We start from the raw sequence: 19,915 nt of genomic DNA on the forward strand, positions 1-19,915 counted from the left end.
CGAAGAACCTCATGCGCTGCGTATTGGAGCCCAACCTCGGCTCGCCCGATTATCCTTTCAGGGAATGCAGTCATCCGAATTGATTGAACGACACTGCAGGCGAAAGGAAATAAAATGTTTCGCTGGGGATGACTGGGGCGAAACATGAGCGAAGGCGAAGCGTGGTTCTGCGCGATTGGGGGCGAGCAGAAGGGTCCGTTCACGCAGGAGCAAGTCAAGGGGCTTCTGGCCGCTGGCAGCATCGATGCCCACACCAAGGTATGGGCCGCCGATCTTGCCGAATGGACGTCGCTCTATTTGACAGCGCTTCGACCGCTTTTGGGAGATGGGCCTATCGTACCGCCCAGCCTGCCGGTTCAGGAAGCAAAGCCTGCCGTGGAACCGCGCGAGGACGTTCAGTCCGCACCGGTTGCCACAAACGCATCCGCCAATGTCTATCCGCTGCGCGACAACAGGGTGCTGAGCAAGGTTCTCTGCTGGCTGTTGTGGTTCTACGCCGCCATATCGATCTTCACCGGCATCAAGATACTACGCGCACCGGGTGGCATCGCCGGCAAATATCAGGCGTCAAAGGCGCTTGAGAGCAATGGCTTCCTGGTTGCCGCCGCGATCGGTCTTTTGGTCGTGGCAGCGGTCTTCCTGTTCTGGAAATATCGTTCAACAGAGAACCTGTTCCGCCTCCGTGGCCCTCAGACGATAACGCCGGCGGGTGCGGTATATTGGTACTTCGTTCCCGTTGCCTTCCTGTGGAAACCCTACGAAGCAATGCGAAACCTCTACCGAGGATATGGCGCCCAGGCTTCCACATCGCTGGTGCTACCATTTTGGTGGCTGATTTTCTGGGTCACAAATCTGGCCGGAATCATAAGCGGGGCTGTCTTGCCTGAAGTTCCACAAACCCTCTCGCAGGCACAGGTCTACGTGTGGTGGGACGTTGCGGGCTACCTGCTGGAAGCGATCGGAAGCTATGTCGCAGCCACGCTGGTTGTTTCGATTTCCCAGGCCGAAGAAAAAGCGCTTCGTCCAGCCTGACCAGAGAAATCGACTGGAAAACGGGGACAAGGGGGGGTGGGGGCATCGATGCAGGACCGGAAACCAGGCGGGCCCTATCCGTCAAAGAACACTGCACCATGCCAAAGCCGGGATCGCCGTGCCTCAAGGCTGCGTCCGACGACAATTCGACCCGAATTGGCCCGTCGGCTGCTCGCGGCGTCGGCTCTGTGCATGGTGGCCTTGTCGGTAACGGCCTGCACCACGCATGAGGAGTGGGTGGCTGAGTGTACTCGTTTTGCTGCCCACCCCGACGAGGGAGAGGGAGCGGGCGTGGTGTTTGCCGATATCAACAAGGCAATGGCGGTGGATGCCTGCGAGCGCGCATTGGCAGGCGGCGCCGATGCCAAGCTGAAATTCCGCTACTCCCGCGCGTTGATGGCGGGAACTCCGACGGCAGATGAAATTCAAAAGGCTGTCGCCAATGCCAAAGAGTCCTTCGATGGCGGATACAAGATGGCCGGCATTGCTTTGGGCTACATTTATCAGCAAGGCCTCGGGGTGCCGCGAGACGATGCCCAGGCGCTGCGCTATCAGCTCGCGGCAGCCGAAGCCGGGTCCAGTTCCGGGAAGTTCAGTGCCGGCTCCCTGTTGCTCCAAAATGGACCGGATGCCGCAGCACGCACAAAAGGCATAGCGCTTCTTGAAGAGGCTGGAGAAAAGTACCCCGAAGCGCTGATCGTAATTGGCGACTACTATCTCGGGGATCGTAGTGCTCCGGAAAACGTCTACAAGGCCGCGGTCGCGTTCCAGAAGGCCGATGCTGCGGGCCACGCGAGGGGCGCGTTTCGCCTCGGCACCACCTATCTAATGGAAAATACGGCGATTTACGCGCCGGCGCGAGCGCTGGAATATTTGGTCAAGGCGGCGAATGCGGGATTGGACGAAGCCTATCCCGAAGTTGCCAAGGCCTACTATTTCGCTAAGGGAACGGCACAGGATTACACCAAGGCGCTGGAGTGGGCGAATAAGGGTGCAGGCGCTGGCAATGCCTATTCCCGCTACATGGCCGGCTTCATGTACTTCAATGCGCAAGGCACCGATAAAGACGCGCTGAAGGCCGAGTCACTGCTGAAGCAGGCGGCCGAACAGGGCTTCCCGGATGCCAGGAAACTGCTCGACGACGAGGTTGTCGCCTATGCGGACGCCTTGCGGGCAATGCCCACGACCGAAGCGATGAGCTGCGTCGAAAAGCGCAAGTCGTCATATGATGAAAACGTCATCGACTACTACAATATCTGCGACCTCAAACTTAACGCGATCGTCTGCAAGCGCATCGTCGCAGGCGAGTTCATGAGCATTTTCGACGGCAAGGATCGCGAACAATGCTCAGTGCGTACCGTCAATCCAAGATCGTATATCGACCTGCTTTATGGGGCTGGCGAAGACAGCATCCTGCTGCGCAAGATCATTGCCAACACCAGCATTCGCATTGGCGCCTGCCATATGCCGCTGACGCCGCGCCTAGCTGCGGAAAAGGTCTATTGTGAACAGAAGTGACCGGTTCAATCGCCGGTCACGTGGTTGAGGAAGGTGTGAACTTCGAAAACGCATTCGCGCGGGCTCTTGTCGAATTTCTGGAAATCGATACCTGACAGATCCGACGGCAGTTCCAGGTCGCCTCTGGTCATCAACATGCACTTGTCGCGGCCGAGCCGGCCCCAGACGAAGCCGATTTCCATGATGACGTTCTGCCTGGCCCGTGCGGTGGCGGCATCCTGCCGGTTTACTGCAGAGCCGACGTCGTCAGGCGTAACCAGCGCGATCGCGCCACGGATATCCCCGGCGACCTTCTCGAACTTCTCCGGCATGCTCATGGTGCCGAGATTGTCCGTCAGCATCACCTTCAGGGCGACGTTGGGGAACTTGCTGTGGAGCAGATCCTTGAGTTCCAGCAGCGCGACCTGGTCGTGCCCGTGAATGATGAGGATCGGCACCGCCCTCAAGGGAGAGTGCTCGATAGGGAATGCGCCTGCCGCCGGCGCTTTCATGCCGATATTGAGAGCGAATTCGCGCAGCCGGATTATCCGGTCGAGCATATACGGATAGGAGGAGAACAGGAGCGCGATGTACGCCCACACCGAGTCGTAAAGCCGCCTGCGCTGTTCGACAATCTCATTGAAGTCCGTTCCGGGCGCAATCTTGGTGCCAGCCGTTATCATCAGCAGCGCCTGTTCCGCGGAATAGAGATCGCCGGCGGCAAGCAGGCCGATCCGGTCGGCGGTGTAGTGGCAGCTTCTCTTCCACGCGCCATGGAAGAAAATGGCCGCCCGGCCGATGACATCCTTCAGGAACCAGTAATGGAAATGCCCAGCCTTGATATGCCCCAACTGCCGGCCGACGAACATCATGAATTCGCGCGAGGTTGGCTTGGCTGCGAATTCGTCAACCATCGCGGATGTGATGATAATCACGCCCCGCCGCGTAAAACGTTTGGCCAGCAGCATTTCGAACAACCCGTCGCCCTGAAGGACAAAAACCGTAGGTCGTTCTATCTGAAGGAAATCGCTGGCCCGGGCGATAACGTTGTAGATCTGCGGATATTGATCCTTGGTAACTTCAATGCTGTTGCCGTGGATGCGTGTAAGGAGAAGCTTCCAGCTTATCCACGTAATCAACCAAAAAAACCCGCCATAGAGGGAAAACAGCAAGAGCGCGCCCACCAGGCGTGGATTGGTCAGCAGCAAGAACGCGGGGATGCCGAGGATGATGATGTTGGCTGCCCAGATGAATTTCAGCCAGAAATTCTCATTCGGATCGCGCAACTGCTCGATGGGAAATGTGCTGCCGGGTGCTGCCTTGGGCAGCGTGATGCTTTCAACCGAACCGAGAGCAATTGTCTCGTTCTTGGCCGGGGCTGGGCTGGCGGGTTGCTGCTGAAGTGCGCCAGGCTTGATCGCGGCAAGCGCCGGCGGGGCCTGCAGTGGAGGCGGTGCTGGTGGCTTGCTTTTCAGCAGGGCCTTCAATTCGGTGTCTGCCAGCGGAACCCACCCGGCCATGCCTTCCGACCAGACCAGCGTCTGGTCGCCCGCGCGCCCTTCGGCGATCAGGGCCTGAAGCTGGCCGGTATCAAACGGGCCATGCTCCTTGCCTGCGAGAACGCAATGCCATCGCTGCACGACCTCGTTCATTGATCCATCCCCCTTGGACCCTCTGTTCAAAAGAGAGTGCCATGCAGGGCAGAATCCGCGCAATGGCGAAAAGGCGCTCAAAATCAGCTTCGATGGATGAGGCCCATAGTGCTTCTGGAGGACAAGCCGCATCAACGTCGCCCGAATGGGGAAACATGAGCATGTATGGACGATGCAGGTAATGATGTGTCTAAATCGGCAAGGCGCGCAACGGGGGCGTGAGGATGGTTCGCCTTGTCGACGGCTTGCTGCGATACGGAAAGTATCTGGCATTTGCCGCTGTACTGATATTCGGCGCCTCGGCGTTTCTCTATGATCCTTGCGTCGTTCCGAATGGCCGCGAGACGCTTTGGACGTGGCAGGGGCTGCGCTGGCTGACTGATGCGCTCTACAGGGCTGCGCAGCTCTTTGTCCTCGAGTTCAACCGCGACTGCGACCAACCCCTGAGCGCGGCCGACACGGGTTTGGCGCTTGAGATCGCGCGATATGCCGCTCTGATCTTTTCGGCGGCGACCGTTATCGCCTTTTTTGCGCCACGGGTCGCTCGCCGGTTTCTGTTACGCATCCAGATCCTGGGATATCGACGGCGCGCCATCGTTCTAGGCTATGGCCCGGTTGCCCAAGCCATCGCCCATGAACTGGCTACCCGCGTCCGGCACCGGCCGGCTGTAAAGCCCCAGGCGAACAGTGTGAGGCATCGCCTTGGACAATGGCTGCTCGGCTTGCCGGTGGTCGCGCAACTGGACCAATGGTGGCGGCAGGGCAGGTTCGTCACCGCCATCCACAGCGAGATTACGCCGGCCCTTGCCGAAACGGCGCGACGCGACAACGTGGTGCTTGTCGAAGGCGATCCCTCCGACCCGGCCCTGCACCGGCGTGTGCGGATCGAGCGCTCGTCATGCGTGTTTGTCGCCTCAGGCAGCGACATGCAAACGCTGGACGCAGCAGTCTCCGCCCGCAACAGCCTGCACGGCGCGCGCCATGCCGTGCGTGCGGTGCTGTCCGACCCGGACCTCGCGGCAACATTGCCTGAAACCGCCCCGCGCGGCTTTCTCGGCGCGGCCAACATCCAAGGGTTTTCGTTGCCTGCCGAAGCAGCACGGCTGCTGATTGCGCAGGCCCGCTTCGATCGCGTGGCGCTCGAAAAGCGGCAGAAGCGCGTTCACCTTGTCATCGTCGGGTGTGGTGCGCAGGGCGAGTCGGTTGCCGTGGAAACCTTGCTGACGGGCTGGCGAACAGGGCTGGATGCCCCGGTCGTATCGATATTCGACCGAAACGCCGCCCTTGTCCGCAGCCGGCTCAAGCGTCGGGCGCCTGCACTTTTTCCAAACGACAACGAGCCGGCCTTGCCCATCGCGGCACGGGCCATCATCAACATCGAAGCTGCCGATGCCGACGCCATCGACTTCGGGGCGGACGAGGGCCTCAAGCGGGTTCTTTCCGAACACGGGCCGGCAACGGCATGGGTGTTTGCCGCGGGCGACGATTCGTTGAACTTGCGCGCCGCCGCCGCACTCCACATGGCCATCTTGAAAAGGACGCTTCCGCCGGCGCCGATCCACGTGCGAATTTGGAGCGGGCATCAGGGCGACACGCCCGTGTTGTCGACCCATCCGATTGGTATTGCCCGGGCGTTCGGGGCTCTGGAATCGACCATGGCCGCCACGCCGGCTTGCGACGACGATCCGGATCAGATCGCAAGGGAACTGCACGACGCCTATCGAGCCCAAGGCACCAGGATGCGGTTGGAAGATCCGAGTTTCGTGTTTTCCGACGAATCCTGGGACGATCTCTCGGAAACGAAACGCAACGCCAATCGGCGGCTTCACCGCCATGCCGTCATGAAGTTTGAGGATTTGGGCGGGCAATGGCGGCACCGCGGCAGGATGATACCCGCCGTCGATGCCGAACTGCGCGATCCCTATGTCGCGACTGAAAACATCATGAACTACGATGTCATGCAGGACGGCAAGCTGCCAAGGCACTGGTGGAAACCCGGCACTGCGGCTCAGGACGTCGAGGGCACGCAACGGGCATCGAGGATACTTGCCGTCGCGGTTACCGAACACAATCGCTGGACGGCGGATCGGGCGCTGGACGGCTGGAAAATGACGGCGAAACCCGATCCGTCGCTGCGCAACGACGAGCGCCGCCTGCATGACAACATGCATGGCTGGTCCGACCTCGACGCGGTGACGAGACGCTGGGACGCTGTCCTTTTGCGCACGCTTGTCGAAGGCGACAGCGGCCGCGACATGGCTGTCAGCGCATGGACCAGGCGCATCTGTACCCTCGTGCTGGCAACAAGGACGGCAAAGCCGACCACAGGATCGAACGTCCCGATCTTTGAACCGCGTTGCCGCTTCGTGCAGGACCCTGCGTTTTCCGGCGACACGAATTCACCCACGGAAATACGCATCGTCATCGCCGGTGAACCTGATCGCGGAAATCTCGACGCGACCATCGAAAGTGCCCGCCAGGCCTTCTCCACGCTGATGGCTAAACCCGGCAACGCAGCAAGGCTATGTCGTATACGTTTCGACTTTTTCGCGCATCCGGGTGAGGAGACGCTGGCATTGGCCAATGCCATAGGCGCTACAGCCAGTTCGTTGCCGGCTCCGTCTGAGAAGCGCATGAGAACGGCAGCGCAGGCGCCTGTCGAGGTTTCATCCCTGTGGGATTGGCAGGAAACTCCAGCGCCCGTCTTCGGGTTCGTCGGTCATCGAGATCTTGATCGGACGAACGGGCCTGATGGCCTGGCACAATTCCTGGAGGTGTTTTTTGCCAGCCGGCTTGCGCATGGCGCTATCGGAGGGCTGGTCAGCGGATATGCACCCGGCGCTGACCGTATTGCGGTCGACGCCTGGACGGGCCTCGGTGCAGCCAGACCATTGCTGTTTTTTCCATTCTCCAGCGTGGAGAAAGACAGTTCCGGCACGGACAACCTCATCCATCTTACCGAAGAAGGCGCGCTCGAAGGTGCGCCCGAGTGGGTGCCGCACGCAGATGTTGCCCGCGTAGGGGACGCCAGGACTTCGCACCTGCGGCCGGGTCTCGATGCGCATCGCAGCCAGGCGTCCGATGTCCTCGACAACTGCGACGTGCTTGTGGCTGTCTATGATGGCGCGGGCAATTCCGGGAGCGGCAGCGCTGGCGATACGATCGGTCGCGCCAAGGCGATTGGGAAAAAAGTCATCATCATAGATCGGGACCAGCAGGGGAACTGGCGCCATGACGATCCCGACGATCAGGCGTCACCAGATCGGCGAAGGACATGACGAACAGGCCGAAACGCATATTGGCGCTCGATGGCGGCGGATTGCGCGGTGTGGCGTCGATTGCGTTCCTCGAACGCTTGGAAGAGAAGCTTCGGCTCGACTACGGGCGGCCAATCGCACTGCATGAGCATTTCGACCTGATCGGCGGCACCTCCACCGGATCGATCATTGCGACTGGCCTTGCGCTCGGACAACCACTTTCCGAGATCAAGGACCATTATTTCCGGCTTGCGCCCAATGTTTTCAGGCGCGCCTGGAACCGCATCCCGCTCGTCCATGCCATCTTCAGCGCGGAGGCCCTGCAACGTGAATTCCTCGGGATAGTTGGCGACCGCACGCTTGCCACGCCCGATCTCAAGACAGGCCTTGCCATCATTACGAAACGTGTCGATACCGGCGCCGTCTGGTTTCTTACCAACAACAGTCTGGCGCCTTACTGGAACGACCCCGAAGACGGCAGCTACATTGGCAACCGCCACTACTCGCTTGCCAATATCATCCGGGCGTCCACGGCCGCCCCGCACTTTTTCGACCCTCACCTTATCGAAATCGTGAAGGGCAAGACCGTGGGCCTGTTCGTGGACGGCGGCGTGTCGCCTCACAACAATCCGGCCCTTGGGCTGCTCCATATCGCAACCGTTCCAGCCTACGGCTACGGTTGGGCGACAGGGCAGGACCAACTGGAGATAACATCGATCGGGACCGGATCGTTCCGCTATCGCGTCGAGCGAAAATCCTTCTCGTCGCGCTTTGCCGCACCGTTCGCCATCGATGCCCTGCGCTCGATGATGTCGGACAACGACACTCTGGTTCTGATGATGATGCAGACGCTCGGACGCTGCCAGACGCCGTGGTTGATCAACTCCGAAATCGGGAACCTGTGTGGAGTATGCATCGCGCCCGAACCGCTGTTCACGTTCCGGCGTTATGATCTTCTTCTGGAGCATCAATGGCTGAAGGACGAACTTGGCGTCGACATGACTGCCCGGCAACTGGGCCAGCTACGTGACATTACGAGCCTCTCCACCATGGAGAGCATCTACTCGATGGCATCTGCGGTGGCTGAAAAACAGATCGCCGGCCCGCTATAGCCCAGATGCTACTTGGGGTGGGCCTTGATGTTTCGCCGTCATTGCGATGGCATCGGACAAGCGCATGGGCATGGACGAAGAGCATCGCCGATGGAGTTCAAACGATCGCGGCCCGATCGCCCTTTGCTCGCTCGCCCGATCAATCCACGGCAACAAAACCTCGAAATCTCACCCCGCCAATCGAGGGTCAGCTTACAGGATAGGCTTCAAGCCCGGCCATTGTCGGAGGTGAGGGCGCAAAGCGACCGCCTCCGAACTGCCCGGCTCACTTCTGGATTGGGGTAATCTGGTGCGCCGACGGTGGTGAAACTGGGCACCGCTACATCATTGTATGTGACTTGTAATTTATGCGCTCGTCGCTGGCGCTGGACTTCATGTGTCGAACATCCATACGTAGGGTAGGGGCAGTAACGGGGCGGTCAGCTGCCTGGCAGCTTCTGGCTCCACATGACGATTGCAAACGTACAGCTATTTTGGATTGCTATGCGACCTTCGCCAGTAGCAACATCAGTTCCGATTGCCGGGTCGTACCGGTCTTCTGGAAGATGGCCTTCAACCTGGTGCGAGCGGTTCCCTCTGTAATGCCCAGCCTATCGGCAGCCTCTGCAATGGTTTCGCTGAGAAACAGTCGCTTGCAGAAGGCGATCTCCGCAGGCGTCAGGTGGAAGATAGCGCCCAGCGGCGCAAAATCGCCGGAATCCACGTCTTTCGAATTGAGATCAACGACCAGTACGAGGATCAGACGGTGCGGCGGAAGCAGGGTAAGTCCCACCATCGACGACTGCGGAAACGGAACGCTTGCAACCGATACCTGCCAGGCGCCGGTTGTGGTACGGAAGGCGATCCGCGTTGCCGATGTGGGTAGCCCCCTCGACAGCTTTTCTATGGCTAGTCCGAAGTGCGCATCCGCGCTCTTGTCAGCAAGGTGACAACGGCCATTGCGGACGGACACGCCCTCTCCTCTGAAGAAGAGCCGCTCCGCCATTGGGTTCGCATCGCGCAGTCGCCGACTTCCTTCCACGACAAATGCTGCGCAACTGCTGCGTTCTATCAGACTTGCCTTAATTAGCGCCGTCTCCATGTCCGTGCGCAGCAGTCGGGAGATGTTGACGGACCGCTCCAGGCTGCCACGGATCCTCGCCATAGCTTCAAGCGCGGCCCGCTCGTAGACATCGGATATGGAACGAGAAAAATGCAGGAGTACATGCACCGCCTCATTCCGCTCGCCGACGATCTTCATACCGACGGCAGCCTCGGCACGATCCTGGGGCATCAGCCAGTCATTGTAGAACTCCGATCTGGAGAAACTCCGCGCCGGGTAAACGTCTTCCGACGCGGCAATCGTCGTGCCCTTTATTGGCGTCCAGTAGGCGCTCCATGGATTGATGTAGGCGAAGTGCTCGGCGTAGGCCTTTTCGAAAGCCGGGTCCATATTCTGCCATGACAGGAAATTGAGTCGGCTTTCGGGGAAATTCATGTTGTAGAGTCCGGCAAACGAGCCGGGGAAGGCCTCGCTCAGGATTGCCGGCACCTGGTCCCACGCGCCCTCTCCGAACGTCGCGGCGTCGATTGCCGCGGTGACATTCGCGCCGATAGCCGCCACGCGGCGCTCATCATAGACATCAAGTGATTTTCGCCCCATCGCCAAGTGCCCCAAGCTTGCCACGGCTATACAGATAACCGATAGGGCATTGGAGAAAAGCGGCATTTTTGCAAAGCGTTACCCGTCAACTCCCAAACGGGAGTGTCGGGCGCACGGGTCTGAACTTTACTATGCGCGGACGGATGGCGGGCTCGGGGTTGTTAGAACATGTTCCCGAGGAGACAAGCGAACAGAGGAAGCAATGCCAAGACACAATATGATCCTTGCGGTCGCCTTTCTGGCCGCCACCATCGCTCCGGCACAATTCGACATGGCCAGTGCGGAGAGCCTGGTGAAGACGAAGGCGCAGTGCACCCGCTACGATGGACGCGTTACGCGAAATACGGGGGCGATGAGCGATACCCATCCTTGGGCTTGCGACACTCCGGCACGGGATCGCCAGTGCATGAAAAAACTTGGCAATGCAGGGTACTTCGATGCCGAGTTCGGGAAGTGCATGAAAATGACCGAGGAAGAACTGGACTGCTACATATTCATGGACTGCTGGTGAGCCGCGCCACTGGCGCCGATGGCCCTCCCACAGAGTCAAGCTGAGCCGGCTACAGTCGCCCGGGTAGGCGAAAGATTTCATAGCTGGAGACGACAGTGGAACCCGCCTTTGCGATGCCAGGAACATTATGTCTCCGTAGGTCAAGGTGCCCGACCGCTCCGCCTCTGTTGCGCTTGGTCGCCGCTCTGTTCATAGCCTGGTATATCCTTGCACCCGCGACGGTCGCTTGGGCGAGCGAACCAGCCTCCCACTATCGCGTCCATTCCACCGACGCCGCCGAGATTCACCAACTCACCCAATTGGCCGTTTCGGAGGACGGCAGCCTGGTGGCGGTCGGCACACTCTATGGAACCGTGCAGGTGTGGGACTGGCGCCACGCAACGATGGTGTCCTCGCGCAAGATCGACGAGGAGGTCGTCGAAAACCTGTTCTTCATGGATGACGACAAGCGCCTCACGGTCCTGTATTCGCCCGACCTCGGCGAGCAGCACATGTACGTCTGGGAGATGGCGACCGGAGCCGTCGCCGATGAGGACAAGGTTGATGGCGCGGGCACCGGTTACTTCATGCCGGACGGCACGATCGGCATGGCGCATGGAGGGGGCATCGCCTTCATGGACCAGAAGGGCAAATACGCCGGCCGCACCATCAAGTTCGACGATGAGATGGCGTCCCTCGCCGTGTCGCCGGACGGACAATTCATCGCCGGTGGGGGATACCGGAAGCATTACGAGCAGCTGGTCATCCGCGACACCGAGGGCAAGCTTCTCAGCGTCATCGACACCGGTTTCCAACCCTACGACACCGTTTTCTCGCCCGACAGCAAGATCGTTGCGGTGCTACAGCAGGAAAATGGCGGCCTCGGCAATGCCGCGGAATTCGATCCTTCGACCAACGCCTACGAGCTGTTCGATGTCGCGACAGGAGAAAAGCTCAGGCGGTTCGGCGGTCACGATCTCTTCCTCTCCGGCGCGCAGTTTTCCCCTGACGGCAAGCGCTTCCTCACCTGGAGCGGTGACCGCACGCTCATCCTGTGGGACATGGAAACGGGGGAGATGATCCACCGTCTGGCGGGCCATCGGCACTCCGTTTCGGACGGCAGGTTTCTCGGCGACGGCTCGCTGATCGTCTCCTCCAGCATGGACGGTAGCATGAAAATCTGGTCGGCGGACGAAGGCCGCGAGCTCGTCTCGATGCATGCGCTCGGCGAACAGACCGAGCCGCCTTCCTTCATTGCAATCCAGCCCGATGGCCATTTCTTCGAAGGCGGTCCGTGGTTTCTCGAAGTTATCAAGGTGCAGGACGGAACCGACGGCCCGGCGCTTACCAGGAAGGAGCGCCAGGTCCTCAAGCTGCCGGCGATAGAGATTTCCGCGGACTAGCCACCGGGCGATTGGGAACCCTCCAACAAGGATGATTTGATCTTGCGAGATACCAGAATGTTGCTTTGGGCGGCGGCCGGCGCTGCCCTGCTCCTCAGCTGCCCGGCGCTCGCCGCCGATTGCGAATTCAACCCCGGCAAGGCGTTTTCCGTGGAGGGCACCGTCCTCTATGTCGATGCCGCCAGCGACGTCGTCGCCGAGATGGGTTACGGCAAGGTCGTCGCCATCGACGACAGGAAACGCGGCTGCACCGCTTATGTGCAGACGAACCGCGCCTCGAAATGCGCCAAGGGCAAGACCGCGACGGCCAAGGGAACAACCTTCGTGATCCCGTTCACGCCGGTCGTGCTGCCCGGTGCCGACAGCGTCAAATGCCGGTAGCGGAGTGCGTCATGAGCATTCGCCGGCCATTCGCGATCGCCTTGGTCCTTTTCCTCGCCATACAGCCAGCATGGGCCTTTGATTTCGAAACCCTCCCTGTCCCGACCGATGAGGTGTTCTCCCTTGTCTTCGCGCCCGACGGTGAAGGCATCTACATGGGAGATGATGACGGCAATATCCGTCTTTGGGATCTCTCGAGCGGCGGGGTTTCTGTCCGCGTCAAGACCGCGCTTCCATATGGAGCGACGACCTCGCGCAACTTGGTGCGGGTGACATCGGACGGCAGGCATGCGCTGACCGCCTATGCGTCTGGAAATATCCGCTATCTAGACCTGACCACCGGAGAGGATATTTGGAGTATCAAATTTTTCTCTGACCAGCTGCTTTGTCTGGCCCTGTCGCCTGATGGCAAGCTCGGGCTGGCCAGCGACCTTTCGACCAGGCTTGTGCTGTTCAGGACGCAGGATGGCGGCATCGTGTGGGATTTCAAGCACAGCGGGATCGTGGATGATGTGGCCTTTTCCGCGTCTGGCGAGCTGATTTTCGAGGCGGAGACTCCCCAATTCAGGGCCGAGACGCTGGAGGGCTATCTCGCCGATTTTGATTTCGAGGTTCCAGGTATGGGCTGGGCAGGATTCCATGACATTGAAGTGGCGAAGACCGGAGTGGTAGCCGCTGCGGCCTTTGGCGAGGTTCATCTCTATGACGGCAGGAATGGCAAGCGCCTGCGGGTCCACAAAATCAAGGGCGAGCTTTCCGCTCGGATCGTGGCGATATCCCCTGATGGAAAACACTTCTTGACCAAGCTCGAGAACGGGCAGGCTGGCCTCTTTGACGCCCGATCTGGAAAACAACTTGGCGCTGTCGGTGTCACTGAGGAGTTCGCCGAGATCAAAGCGATGGCCTTCTCGCCTGATGGCAACCGGTTCGCGATCGCCGACAATGACGGACGGATCTCGCTCTGGCGGACGAAGGGGCTGAAACAGGTTGCCTCGGCGAGGATCTGGTCCGACGGCTACGTGGTGTTCCTTCCGGGCGGCACATTCATGACCGAGGCGGGCGCGATGGCGACGCTGCTCGAAGGAGATGGCTTCGATCCGTCAAAAGCCGATCCGGTCAAGGTAAAGTCGGCCTTCGCGAAGTAGGTCTACTCCCGAAACAGATTGTCGCTCCGAGGTGCGGCAATGCGATCTAGTTGTGCCAGATCGGAGGAATGTAGAGCCAGTGACGGAGTATAAAACGTCGCAGCCATTGAGTGTTCGAATATGCGGTTGCTGAAACAGTGGCGACTTCTTTACCGCAGCAAGGAATTTTATATTGATGAGGTGCGGCGATGAAGATTAACTGTTCAAAGGATTGTTGTACCGGGAAGGTTGGTGGTGCAGAGAAGCAGTAAATGTGTTTGGTTAACTGTAGCGCTGTTAAACGTTGCTTCCCACTGTTTCGAGAGCGGATTCAGTCGATGGCCCTGGGAAGCATCTAGCCAGCAACGCATTCGCCTGCCTGCCAGGCGACAGGGCTCGATCGTCAACAAACTCACCCAATAATGCCGGTGGCCAAGTAGCTGCAGGTTTTGCGGTCCGGGGAGGAGTTGTTCTGTCCGTCATCCAGTCACTCGCCAGTCAAAGCCAGATGACGGACAATCCCTGCAGCGTTCAACTGGATCAGCAGCGCCACGGCGCACCGGATCGCGGCACCCCTCGCAGCTTATTGGGCAACAAGGGCTCGATCACGCGCCATTCGAAATCGGTCAAGTCATATCGGCTCATGCTGAGCGTGAATCAGATTTCGTCGCAAAGTAAAAGTTTCGGGCGGAAGACGACCATTGTCGACCTGCGAAGACCGGACGCGACATTGCCGAAACCAGCTTCGATCGCGCCGTTGCAGAAATGCGCCCCAAAGCCCGGATCACTGAAGATAGGATCGCAACCTTCGTCGAAGTCGTGCGCGCCAATGTGCTGACCAGTGATACACCTTTCCGCCGCACCTGGCTGCGCGCCATGACCGACATGATCGAGGTCGACGCACGGAAATCCGTATTCACGGAAGGCGGGCTGTTCTGGAGCGTCTGGTGATGGGTGGCGGGGCAGCTCCGGCCGGAGTGCCCGGATTTGTAAGCAACTGGTACGCCCAAGGGGAATCGAACCCCTGTTACCGCCGTGAAAGGGCGGTGTCCTGACCGCTAGACGATGGGCGCGCTCAGATGAGGGCGGTTTATAGTTGTGTTGTGCGAAGCGGGCAACCCCATCCGGCCAGCCATTTCGCAACTTTTTTCAGGATGTGGCTTTGATGTGAAAAACGCGATTTTCGTTGGCGAAGGAGCAGCACACGACCCAGAAGCCATCGCGTGATGGCGCTTGACGGTGAGAAAGTGGATACGAGGCGAGGGCTTACTTGCGGCGGCGGCAGCGCCAGTTCCAGTCGCGCTCGGGGCCCACGTCCACATGCACCGAATCGGTGTGGCAATAGGTGCCGACACCGCCACGGCCCGGCATCGAACGTAGGTAGTTGGCCAGTTCCCACTTGCTGACGCCCGGCACCTGGATATCGGCGGCGGCGCAATACATGTGCAGCGAATTCTTCGCGCCGCGCGCACGGCGGTTGCGGGCCGGGTCGCGATAGCCGGAAGTCACCATCAGCTTCTTGCCGTAGTGGCCTTCGATGGTCTTGAGCACGCGCACCAGCGACGGCTTCAGGCAGGCAACGTCGACGCGCTCGGTCTGCTTGAGCAGGCCGTTGGGAGCCAACCGCGCTAGCCCTGCCGCCGAGGCGACCTGATAGGCGCCGAAATCCTCTTCCTCGTTGAGGTCGATGTCGCTCTCGTCGTCGAGACCCGACTTGCGCTTGATTTCGAACAGCGCCGTCTGGCGCACGCCCGGAAGCGCATCGGTGGTGTAGTTGTGCGTATCAGGCGCGGCCGAGGCCGATGCGATGATCGGTTTTGCCGGCTCCGTCGAGGCCAGCGTGATGATCGGCTTGGCCGGCTCGGCCTGTTCGGCCGGCGCAACGGCCTTCGGCTTCGGTGCAGGGGCGGCGGAAGCGGGCGTAGCGCCAAACAGCGAGGCGAGGAAGCCCTTCTTCTTGGGTGCTGCTTCCTGAACCGGTGGTTCTGTTGCGGTCACGTAGAACTCGGCGCTCTGCGCGGCCTGTTCAGGCGTAGCGGCCGGCTTTGCAGGCGCGGCTTCGGCAACCTGCTGGCCAGCTTCCTGCGGCACAGGGGCCGTGGCAGGCGCAGTTGCGGCTTCCTGCTGTTGCGGCGCGGTGGTAGCGGCCTCGGCGGTGGTAACCGGCATCGGGGCTTGCTGTTCGCTGCCCGGCTTCATCGTCGGCATGAAGGCAACCTGATCGGGCAGGGCGACGTCGCCTTCACCGGTGGCCAGGGCCTGTGGCGCGGCGGCGACAGAATCACCTGTGGTTGCATCGGCTGGCGTCGAAGCCGCGGCAATATCGGTCGCGGCGGCATTGTAGCCGGGCATCGCAACCGAAAGCGTAGGGTCTGTCGTGGAGGTGCAGGATGCAAGGAGGACAGATAGCAAAGCCGCCGCAATGGCGCGGCGTTCACCCTTCCTGAGGCGCGATCCCTTAAACTGCAAACTCAAATTCCCCCTCGGTTTCCGACCGGCAATTCCTTGGCGTTGTCGTTCACATCAACGCCCTGATGATCGTGTTTCCGGCCTGGAAACGAGACCTGTGTCGAATCAGCAACGCTACTGAAAATCGAGCGGATATCGACAGAATAAGCTTACTGCACAGTTGACGCCGCCATTTCACCTGCTTTGCGTCATCCGTCAACTCACCACAGATTACAGATTGTTACACGCGCACCTTAACATAGGTGCCGGGCGCTTCCCCCAGCGCTTTCAAATGCTTGCCGGGAATACGCGCCGCCACGCGGGTGCCTTCGCGGGCCTCGATCCACTCTTGCCAGTTCGGCCACCATGAGCCCGGCGTTTCCTTGGCCTTGGCGAACCACTCGTCGAAATCGCCCACCGGCTTGCCGCCGGTCCAGTGCTGGTACTTGTTCATCTGCGGTGGGTTGATCACGCCCGCTATGTGCCCGGAGCCGGCCATCACATAGTCCACCTTGCCGCCGAAATATTGGCAGCCGAGAAACACCGATCGCGCCGGCGCGATGTGGTCTTCCTTCGCGGCAAGGTTGTAGACCGGGATGGTGACGTCGGCCAGCGAGACGGTGCGGCCGGCCAGCTCCATGCGACCCTGCGAGAGATTGTTCTCAAGGTAGCAGTTGCGCAGGTAGAAGGAATGGTTGGCCGCCGCCATGCGCGTCGAATCGGCATTCCAGTAGAGCAGGTCGAAGGGCAGGGGGTCCTTGCCGCGCATGTAGTTGTTGACGACATAGGGCCAGATCAGGTCGCCCGAGCGCAGCATGTTGAAGGCCGTCGCCATCTTGGTGCCGTCGAGATAGCCCTTCTCGTTCATCGAGCGCTCGACGGCGGAAACCTGGTCTTCGTCGACGAACACCTTGAGGTCGCCTGCATAGGTGAAATCGACCTGAGTGGTGAAGAAGGTGGCGGAGCGGATGCGCTCGTCACCCTCTTGCGCCAGAAGCGCCAGCGCCGCCGCCAGAAGCGTGCCGCCGACGCAATAGCCGATGGCGTTGACCTCGCGCTCGCCGGTTTCCTTCTCGATCGTGTCGAGGCCGTATTGCAGGCCCTCGCGGATATAGGCTTCCCAGCTCTTGGTGCCGTGGCGCTCGTCCGGATTGACCCACGAGATGACGAACACCGTATGGCCTTGCTCGATTGCCCACCGGATGAACGATTTTTCCGGGTTGAGATCGAGAATGTAGAACTTGTTGATCCATGGCGGGCAGATCAGAAGCGGGCGCTTCAGCACCTTGTCCGTGGTGGGCGCATACTGGATGATCTCCGCGACATCGCTGCGGCCGACGACTTTGCCGGGTGTCACGGCGACGTTCTTGCCGATCTCGAACTTGGTATAGTCCGCCTGCCGAAGCTTCAGGTCGCCCTTGCCGGCGGCAATGTCCTCGGCCAGCATCTTCATGCCCTTGACGAGGTTCTCGCCGTTGGAAGCGACCGTTTCGCGAAACAGCTCCGGATTGGTCAGGATGAAGTTGGACGGCGAAATCGCGTTCGACACCTGCTTCATATAGAAGCTCGCCTTATGGCGGGTGTGCTCGTCCAGCCCGTCGGCGCGCTCGACAAGGTCGGAGGCCCAGCGCGACGTGATGAGATAGGCCTGCTTCAGGAAATCGAAAAAGGCGTTCCGGCTCCACTCCGGGTCCTGGAAGCGCTTGTCGCCGCGTTCCGGTTTGATCGATTCGGCCGTTGGCTCGGTCCCAGCAGGCGTGGCCGCTTTCGAAATCGCGTTCGCCCACACATTCATATACCCGGCGAAAAGCTGCGTCTGCGCCTCCAGCGCGCGCTGCGGATCGGAAAGCCAGTATTCAGTGAGCTTGGAAAACGTCTTGACCATGTCGGCCACCGGCTCGGCGACGTGGTCGCGCACTTCGCCCTTTTCGCGCGGCTCCACCCAGGCCGATGCTGCCTTTCCGGCCTGCTCGACCATGCGGGCAAGGTTGAGCGCGAAGCGTTCAGGATCCTTCACAAGATACTGGTCGGCAGAAGGAGGGGCTTCGCTTTCGGCTTTGCCTTGGCCGGGTTTTTCGGACATGGTTCGCGCGGTTCCTCCCGAAGCCTTTGTTGACATGGTACCATGAGACGGCTGATAGGGTCCAACAAGGTCTACCGCGCCTTTCACGGATGCAACATGACACATAGTATCGCAAAGGTTGTTTTTTTTGGCATGGGCTTTCTTGGCCGCGGCACCGCGTTGGCCGGCTTGCTCATGCTGGCCGCGTGCTCCACCTCCAACATCGAGGATGCGGCACCTGCGGCGAATTCGGCATCCACCGGTCCCAACATGGTTGGCCCCAACGACACCGGCACGTTCCCCAACCTCAACATTCCGGCCCAACAGGCCGCTCCCCAGTTCACCGACGAGGAGGCGAAGGCAAAGCTCGCCGCCCTGAATGCCGACAACGCGTCGGCCCGCAATCCTGCCCGCGCCTCAGGCGCGAAGGATGACAGCTCTTCGCTCAACGCTTTGGCCAAGAGCCACGGCAAGGACACGCTGAAAGAGATCGAAGGCAAATGCGATCCCGCCCTCGACCCGACTTGCAAATAGGGGTATATCGCGCCCGAATTCGCGCCACTCGATGCTGGAACTGACATGGAAGAGTTTCACAAGGTTCGCCGCCTTCCGCCCTACGTTTTCGAGCAGGTCAACCGGCTGAAGGCCAGCGCCCGCGCGCGCGGCGCCGACATCATCGACCTCGGCATGGGCAATCCGGACCTGCCGACGCCCAAGGCCATCGTCGACAAGCTGTGCGAAGTCGTGCGCGATCCGCGCACGCACCGCTATTCCTCCTCGCGCGGCATTCCCGGCCTGCGTCGCGCCCAGGCCAATTACTATGCCCGCCGCTTCGGCGTGAAGCTGAACCCGGATACGCAGGTCGTGGCGACACTCGGCTCCAAGGAAGGCTTCGCCAATATGGCGCAGGCCATCACCGCGCCGGGCGACGTGGTGTTGTGCCCCAACCCGACCTATCCGATCCATGCCTTCGGCTTCATCATGTCGGGCGGCGTCATCCGTTCCATGCAGGTCGAGCCGGATGACGGCTTCATCCCGGCGCTGGAACGTGGCGTGCGCCACTCCATCCCGAAGCCGCTGGCGCTGATCCTCAACTACCCGTCCAATCCGACGGCGCTGGTCGCTTCGCTCGACTTCTACAAGGACGTCGTCGCCTACGCGAAGAAGAACGACATCATCATCCTGTCCGACCTTGCCTATTCGGAGATTTATTTCGACGGCAATCCGCCGCCTTCGGTGCTGCAGGTTCCGGGTGCGATGGACATCGCGGTCGAGTTCACCTCGATGTCGAAGACCTTCTCCATGCCCGGCTGGCGCATGGGCTTTGCCGTTGGCAACGAACGCCTGATTTCGGCGCTCACCCGCGTGAAGTCCTATCTCGACTACGGCGCTTTCACGCCGATCCAGGTTGCCGCAACCGCAGCGCTCAACGGCGATGGTTCGGACATCGCCGAAGTGCGCGATGTCTACCACAAGCGTCGCGATGTCATGGTCGATGCCTTCGGTCGCGCCGGCTGGCCGATCCCGGCTCCGGCTGCTTCGATGTTTGCGTGGGCACCGATCCCGGAGCAGTTCCGCCAGCTCGGCTCGCTGGAATTCTCCAAGCTCCTGATCGAGCATGCGGACGTTGCCGTGGCGCCCGGCGTCGGCTTTGGCGAGCATGGCGATGAATATGTGCGCATCGCGCTGGTCGAGAACGAGCATCGCATCCGTCAGGCTGCGCGCAACATCAAGCGCTTCCTGTCCACGAGCGCGAAGCAACCCAACAATGTGGTTCCGCTCTCCGCGCACCGCTGAGAGCTTTGCCGCATTCCA

Annotated in this window: 15 protein-coding genes, 1 tRNA gene and 1 pseudogene; 11 read left to right on the top strand and 6 right to left on the bottom strand. The window is 60.5% G+C overall.

Translation table 11 applies throughout. From position 1 onward, the window contains the following. Nucleotides 1-144: 144 nt before the first annotated feature. Both ACODTY_RS14675 and ACODTY_RS14680 read left to right on the top strand, forming a co-directional pair. Nucleotides 145-1,032 (top strand): GYF domain-containing protein, encoded by an 888-nt coding sequence (locus ACODTY_RS14675; protein ID WP_488994987.1) that lies wholly within the window; start codon nt 145-147, stop codon nt 1,030-1,032. 237 nt (nt 1,033-1,269) lie between these two features. Beyond that, nucleotides 1,270-2,550: a tetratricopeptide repeat protein gene (locus ACODTY_RS14680; protein WP_488994988.1), complete on the top strand. Its 1,281-nt coding sequence runs from the start codon at nt 1,270-1,272 to the stop codon at nt 2,548-2,550. A gap of 5 nt (nt 2,551-2,555) precedes the next feature. Here ACODTY_RS14680 and ACODTY_RS14685 read toward each other — a convergent pair whose 3' ends face one another. Continuing rightward, complete coding sequence (locus ACODTY_RS14685) at nt 2,556-4,181, bottom strand: TIR domain-containing protein (protein WP_488994989.1); 1,626 nt, start codon at nt 4,179-4,181, stop codon at nt 2,556-2,558. Nucleotides 4,182-4,405: 224 nt separating this feature from the next. Between ACODTY_RS14685 and ACODTY_RS14690 the strand changes: the two genes are divergently transcribed. Both ACODTY_RS14690 and ACODTY_RS14695 read left to right on the top strand, forming a co-directional pair. Continuing rightward, on the top strand, nt 4,406-7,459 hold the full coding sequence (locus ACODTY_RS14690) for a potassium channel family protein (protein ID WP_488994990.1): 3,054 nt from the start codon (nt 4,406-4,408) through the stop codon (nt 7,457-7,459). Then, nucleotides 7,456-8,550: a patatin-like phospholipase family protein gene (locus ACODTY_RS14695; protein WP_488994991.1), complete on the top strand. Its 1,095-nt coding sequence runs from the start codon at nt 7,456-7,458 to the stop codon at nt 8,548-8,550. The genes ACODTY_RS14690 and ACODTY_RS14695 overlap by 4 nt, the downstream gene beginning before the upstream one ends. A 481-nt stretch (nt 8,551-9,031) precedes the next feature. On the opposite strand, the gene ACODTY_RS14700 is transcribed toward ACODTY_RS14695, so the two are convergent. Next, nucleotides 9,032-10,192 (bottom strand): helix-turn-helix transcriptional regulator, encoded by a 1,161-nt coding sequence (locus ACODTY_RS14700; protein WP_488994992.1) that lies wholly within the window; start codon nt 10,190-10,192, stop codon nt 9,032-9,034. A 217-nt stretch (nt 10,193-10,409) separates the two neighbouring features. On the opposite strand from ACODTY_RS14700, the gene ACODTY_RS14705 reads away from it, so the two are divergent. The 4 genes from ACODTY_RS14705 (at nt 10,410) to ACODTY_RS14720 (ending at nt 13,611) form a co-directional block, all read left to right on the top strand. Continuing rightward, nucleotides 10,410-10,703: a hypothetical protein gene (locus tag ACODTY_RS14705; RefSeq protein WP_488994993.1), complete on the top strand. Its 294-nt coding sequence runs from the start codon at nt 10,410-10,412 to the stop codon at nt 10,701-10,703. A gap of 167 nt (nt 10,704-10,870) precedes the next feature. Continuing rightward, nucleotides 10,871-12,085, top strand: coding sequence for a WD40 repeat domain-containing protein (locus ACODTY_RS14710; protein ID WP_488994994.1), 1,215 nt, complete (start codon nt 10,871-10,873; stop codon nt 12,083-12,085). A gap of 42 nt (nt 12,086-12,127) precedes the next feature. Then, nucleotides 12,128-12,466 carry a hypothetical protein gene (locus tag ACODTY_RS14715; protein WP_488994995.1) on the top strand — a complete coding sequence of 113 codons (339 nt, stop codon included), beginning with the start codon at nt 12,128-12,130 and terminating at the stop codon, nt 12,464-12,466. 11 nt (nt 12,467-12,477) lie between these two features. After that, entirely contained in the window at nt 12,478-13,611 is a 1,134-nt protein-coding gene (locus ACODTY_RS14720; RefSeq protein WP_488994996.1) for a WD40 repeat domain-containing protein, read from the top strand. A 525-nt stretch (nt 13,612-14,136) separates the two neighbouring features. On the opposite strand, the pseudogene ACODTY_RS14725 reads toward ACODTY_RS14720, so the two are convergent. Further along, nucleotides 14,137-14,235 (bottom strand): annotated as a pseudogene (locus tag ACODTY_RS14725) (IS5/IS1182 family transposase); the annotation flags it as partial. A 120-nt stretch (nt 14,236-14,355) separates the two neighbouring features. Between ACODTY_RS14725 and ACODTY_RS14730 the strand changes: the two are divergent. Continuing rightward, nucleotides 14,356-14,541 carry a hypothetical protein gene (locus ACODTY_RS14730; RefSeq protein WP_488994997.1) on the top strand — a complete coding sequence of 62 codons (186 nt, stop codon included), beginning with the start codon at nt 14,356-14,358 and terminating at the stop codon, nt 14,539-14,541. A 47-nt stretch (nt 14,542-14,588) separates the two neighbouring features. On the opposite strand, the gene ACODTY_RS14735 is transcribed toward ACODTY_RS14730, so the two are convergent. The 3 genes from ACODTY_RS14735 to ACODTY_RS14745 form a co-directional block, all read right to left on the bottom strand. Then, a tRNA-Glu gene (locus tag ACODTY_RS14735) sits at nt 14,589-14,663 on the bottom strand. A 193-nt stretch (nt 14,664-14,856) separates the two neighbouring features. Further along, the gene (locus ACODTY_RS14740) at nt 14,857-16,065 is read right to left on the bottom strand and encodes a YcbK family protein (protein ID WP_488994998.1); all 1,209 of its coding nucleotides are present in this window, start codon (nt 16,063-16,065) and stop codon (nt 14,857-14,859) included. Between the two features lie 214 nt (nt 16,066-16,279). Continuing rightward, nucleotides 16,280-18,121 carry a PHA/PHB synthase family protein gene (locus tag ACODTY_RS14745; RefSeq protein WP_488994999.1) on the bottom strand — a complete coding sequence of 614 codons (1,842 nt, stop codon included), beginning with the start codon at nt 18,119-18,121 and terminating at the stop codon, nt 16,280-16,282. A 96-nt stretch (nt 18,122-18,217) separates the two neighbouring features. Here ACODTY_RS14745 and ACODTY_RS14750 point away from each other — a divergent pair, with 96 nt between their 5' ends. Continuing rightward, entirely contained in the window at nt 18,218-18,634 is a 417-nt protein-coding gene (locus tag ACODTY_RS14750) for a hypothetical protein (protein WP_488995000.1), read from the top strand. A 45-nt stretch (nt 18,635-18,679) separates the two neighbouring features. Continuing rightward, entirely contained in the window at nt 18,680-19,897 is a 1,218-nt protein-coding gene (locus tag ACODTY_RS14755; RefSeq protein ID WP_488995001.1) for an LL-diaminopimelate aminotransferase, read from the top strand. The last annotated feature ends 18 nt before the right edge of the window (nt 19,898-19,915 follow it).

It is taken from the genome of Mesorhizobium sp. FG116, from assembly GCF_057809835.1.

Excerpts from the sequence above, each read along its gene's own strand:
- ACODTY_RS14675 (WP_488994987.1), top strand. The coding sequence starts at position 145 with ATGAGCGAAGGCGAAGCGTGGTTCTGCGCGATTGGGGGCGAGCAGAAG.
- ACODTY_RS14685 (WP_488994989.1), bottom strand. The coding sequence starts at position 4,181 with ATGAACGAGGTCGTGCAGCGATGGCATTGCGTTCTCGCAGGCAAGGAG.
- ACODTY_RS14690 (WP_488994990.1), top strand. The coding sequence starts at position 4,406 with ATGGTTCGCCTTGTCGACGGCTTGCTGCGATACGGAAAGTATCTGGCA.
- ACODTY_RS14695 (WP_488994991.1), top strand. The coding sequence starts at position 7,456 with ATGACGAACAGGCCGAAACGCATATTGGCGCTCGATGGCGGCGGATTG.
- ACODTY_RS14700 (WP_488994992.1), bottom strand. The coding sequence starts at position 10,192 with ATGGGGCGAAAATCACTTGATGTCTATGATGAGCGCCGCGTGGCGGCT.
- ACODTY_RS14705 (WP_488994993.1), top strand. The coding sequence starts at position 10,410 with ATGATCCTTGCGGTCGCCTTTCTGGCCGCCACCATCGCTCCGGCACAA.
- ACODTY_RS14720 (WP_488994996.1), top strand. The coding sequence starts at position 12,478 with ATGAGCATTCGCCGGCCATTCGCGATCGCCTTGGTCCTTTTCCTCGCC.
- ACODTY_RS14730 (WP_488994997.1), top strand. The coding sequence starts at position 14,356 with ATGCGCCCCAAAGCCCGGATCACTGAAGATAGGATCGCAACCTTCGTC.
- ACODTY_RS14745 (WP_488994999.1), bottom strand. The coding sequence starts at position 18,121 with ATGTCCGAAAAACCCGGCCAAGGCAAAGCCGAAAGCGAAGCCCCTCCT.
- ACODTY_RS14750 (WP_488995000.1), top strand. The coding sequence starts at position 18,218 with ATGACACATAGTATCGCAAAGGTTGTTTTTTTTGGCATGGGCTTTCTT.
- ACODTY_RS14755 (WP_488995001.1), top strand. The coding sequence starts at position 18,680 with ATGGAAGAGTTTCACAAGGTTCGCCGCCTTCCGCCCTACGTTTTCGAG.